The following is a 2,305-nucleotide window of genomic DNA, read 5'->3' as shown; positions in this document are numbered from 1 at the left end:
TTATTATGGTAGTTGTTTTAAATCAAATGACACAAGTGATTATGAAAAACTTGAATTGTATCAAAGATTAGATAAAGCAAAAACAATGAGTGAACTTAATAGTTTAAAAGCGGAATTTGATGATTATTATGGAAATTTACCAGAAGCTATTTTAACATTGATTGAAAAGAGAAAACTTGAAATTCTTTCACATTATTCTATTATTGAGGATATTAAAGATTCTGGTAAACAACTAGAAATTATCTTTTCACCAAACGCTTTTGAAACAATTTCAGGTGATAAATTATTCTTGCTTGCTAATCAACTTTTTACAAAGCCAGCCTTTAAATCTTTAGATAATAAAATAACAATTAAAATCAATAAACATGATCAATGGCTTAATCGTTTAAATGAGTTTATTGAAACGTTATCAAAAAAATAAACGAAAGAAAAGGGCGCTCTAAATAATCGAGTGCTTTAGCGAAATTCGCTCTAAATTATTAAGGGGGATATTGATGTGGAATCAGTATTCCCTCTAAAATATTCTGTGCTTTTTTAAGAGGAAAATTAGGATGATGTCTGGTCCTGGTTTTCCTCCTTTTATTTGTTTTCTATTTTTATTTTATTTTTTGTAGGCTCCTCTAGGATTTCCTATACGTTTTATTCTGTCTGTATGTTCATTCATTGTGTAAGTTTCATATTTGTTTTGAGAATATAGGATTCTGTTTCTTGCACGTTGAAAATTGGACATACCATTTGCATTGGATAAGATCTTCTTTACATAATTGTTTTTACCTTCACATGGTCCATTAGATATACGTCTGTCATTTATCCATGTAAAAGAGTTTAGTATTTCTTCTTTCCAATGTTCAAGCGTCACTGCAACACTTATACTTTCTTCCACATGTGTATGTTTGAATTTTTTAATTACTGCATCGAGTTCCTTTCTTTTATTAGAATTATTGACTTCTCCTTTTGAAACTTGATCGAATATCAAATATTCTTCTTTGGCATTATAGGCCTGTCTAAGTTCATCATCAAAGCTTAGTAAAGTTTCAAGTATCATGTTTTCAGTTACATGACATTCCATTATCTTATCATACTTGAACGTTTCATTGTCTATGTTATTTTTGGATTTTAACAGTATCTTGTAACGATGTTTCAATAATCTGTATTCTCTGGATTTTTTATTTTTAACATATTTACGCATAATTCTTTTTCGAGTATGATTGAGTTGATCATTTATTAGTCTGGTAACGTGAAAATGGTCAACAAGCAAGGTCGAATTTGGAAAATATGTCTTTAGTAAGGGTTTGAATATAAAGCTCATATCAGTGCATATGTATTCGACCTTTTTTCTTTCTTCCAAATCAATCTTAAATAGATAGTCAGACATGATATCATGTGTTCTGGATTCAACGATATCAATAATCAAATTGTTTTCAAAGTTCATAAGGATAGCAGGATATTTATATTTGGAGTTTCTAGAGAAATGAAATTCATCAATCAATAGAACTCTAGGAAGGCTATGTCTTTTAATTCTGACAAAAGTATCAAATATTTCCATGATTCTGGTAGAAGAAACACCAAACATTCTAGCAATGGAAGCATAAGTAGCATTATAAGGTTTTAACCTGTTTAGAATAGAAATGATAGCTGTTCTAGTAAAAGACCAATCACCATAAGCAATAGGATTTACATCAGAAAAAGAAGCATTACAGTCAATGCATTTATACCTTTTAACATAAGTAACCATCTTTACAGGTTTATCATTAACAGGTACAGATACAATAGATCTTTTCTTATTGCCTTTACTAATGAAATGAGTGCTGCCACATGTAGGACATGAAAATCTAGATGGCTTGAATCTAATATCGATTTCATAATTAGATTCTTTATGATCTACAGTAAATGTTTCAACAACATCATCCTTGATATCAAATAGTTTTAATAATTCGTTGTTCATAATAATAATTTAATCAGGACCAGACAGTAAAATTGTATCAAAAAAGGGGATGATTCACATCCCCACGATAATTTAGAGGGTACTCCGCCTAATAATTTAGAGCGAACCTCTAAGCACCGGATAATTTAATATACCGAAATACACTCTTAAGAGTGTTTTTCTTTTCTAATTCATAAAGATGAAATAAATGGGTTATACTATATAATAGCAAAACAATGAAAAGAAAGAGAGATTTTATATGTGTACAGCAGCAACTTATCAAACAAAAGATTTTTATATGGGTAGAACTTTGGATTATGAATTTTCCTATGGTGAAAAAATAGCAATTATGCCAAGAAGCTACCCTTTACAATATAGACA

At 29.5% G+C, this 2,305-nt stretch carries 3 protein-coding genes; 2 read left to right on the top strand and 1 reads right to left on the bottom strand.

Annotated features, from left to right (window positions below; genetic code table 11):
* Window positions 1-421 (top strand): TRCF domain-containing protein (locus RDN22_RS11245; protein ID WP_308558150.1); only part of this gene is annotated, 421 nt, incomplete at its 5' end.
* Between the two features lie 180 nt (window positions 422-601).
* On the opposite strand, the gene RDN22_RS11240 is transcribed toward RDN22_RS11245, so the two are convergent.
* Window positions 602-1,945, bottom strand: a complete 1,344-nt coding sequence (locus tag RDN22_RS11240; RefSeq protein ID WP_256188065.1) for an ISL3 family transposase — start codon at window positions 1,943-1,945, stop codon at window positions 602-604.
* Between the two features lie 238 nt (window positions 1,946-2,183).
* Between RDN22_RS11240 and RDN22_RS11235 the strand changes: the two genes are divergently transcribed.
* Window positions 2,184-2,305: linear amide C-N hydrolase (locus tag RDN22_RS11235; RefSeq protein WP_308558151.1), on the top strand; the 122-nt coding region annotated here is incomplete at its 3' end.

It is taken from the genome of uncultured Lactobacillus sp. (genome assembly GCF_902491705.1).
Taxonomy (GTDB): domain Bacteria; phylum Bacillota; class Bacilli; order Lactobacillales; family Lactobacillaceae; genus Lactobacillus.
Note: the sequence above shows the minus strand (reverse complement) of the source record. Positions and strands in the feature narration are given on the sequence as shown.